Below are 1,207 nucleotides of genomic sequence, written 5' to 3'. Positions count from 1 at the left end.
ATTTGTAATAGCCACGACTTAATCTGACAGTTAGGGTTTAAAAATAATTGTCAGTTATCCAATACTGTCCTTACTTCCAAAAGTAAGGATTTTTTGTTCCTCTGCAAGAGTTTCCAATAATTTCTCTTTTGCCATAGGTTTACTATCCAAAAACGTCTGCATCGGTGTTTTACCGTAACAATGTTTTCCTGTATGTGTTCTTTCATTGTTGTAATATGACAGCCAGCTGTTCAGGTCTAATTGCAGTTCCTCAATGCTTCTGTAAATTTTCTTTCTGAAAGCTATGGCATAAAATTCTTCCTGAATCGTTCTGTGAAAGCGTTCACAGATGCCGTTGGTCTGAGGACTTTTAGCCTTGGTCTTCGTGTGATCGATATCCTCAATGGCCAAATAGAGCTGGTATTCATGCTGCTCTCTTATTCCATAGTACTCAGTTCCTCGGTCTGTCAAAATTCTGAGTAAACGAAGTTCCTGCTGCTCAAAGAAAGGAACCACCTGATCATTAAGCATATCAGCAGCAATAAGGGCATTTTTACGGTCATACAGCTTTGCAAATACTACTTTAGAATATGTGTCAATAAAAGTTTGCTGATAAATATGTCCGACTCCTTTGATATTGCCTACATAATAAGTGTCCTGAGCTCCTAAATATCCAGGATGATGAGTTTCAATTTCTCCATGAGCTTTTTTCTCCTCCTTAGCCTTCTCTAATGCTGAAAGCTGGGATTCGGTAAGAACTATACCATCTTGAGCCGATTTTGCTTCCAGAGCTTTTAATCTTAGTTTAAATGTATGTAGATCGTGTCTTAACCAGATACTTCTGACTCCGCCTGGAGACACGATCAAGCCTTTCTTTTTAAGCTCATTACTTACTCTAAGCTGTCCTAAAGCAGGGTTCTCAATGGCTATCTCAACAACAGCCTTTTCTATGGCTTCATCTACACGATTCTTTAACACCGGCTTTCTTCTGGAGATTTCCTGTAATGCCAATTCGCCTCCTTGCTCATAGAGTTCTTTGAATCGATAGAAACTGTCTCGGGAATACCCCATCACCTTGCAGGCTTTGGATACATTTCCTAAATGTTGTGCTAATTCAAGTACGCCTAACTTGTTTTTGATGATCTTTTGTTGTGTTGTCATAATACTTAATCTGTTTAAAGTTATTCAATTTGATTGTAACTGTCAGATTAAGTATTGACTAATTCAG

1 protein-coding gene is annotated in these 1,207 nt (G+C 38.2%); it reads right to left on the bottom strand.

Features of this window, described 5'->3' with window-relative positions:
• Nucleotides 1-54: 54 nt before the first annotated feature.
• Nucleotides 55-1,140, bottom strand: a complete 1,086-nt coding sequence (locus NK356_RS24020; protein ID WP_253318249.1) for an IS481 family transposase — start codon at nucleotides 1,138-1,140, stop codon at nucleotides 55-57.
• Nucleotides 1,141-1,207: the final 67 nt, after the last annotated feature.

Source organism: Chryseobacterium sp. S0630, from assembly GCF_024158915.1.
Classification (GTDB): Bacteria; Bacteroidota; Bacteroidia; order Flavobacteriales; family Weeksellaceae; genus Chryseobacterium.
This window is presented reverse-complemented; position numbering and strand designations above follow the sequence as displayed.

What these genes read in the sequence shown, in the direction of transcription:
- NK356_RS24020 (WP_253318249.1), bottom strand. Translation starts at nt 1,140, where the DNA reads ATGACAACACAACAAAAGATCATCAAAAACAAGTTAGGCGTACTTGAA.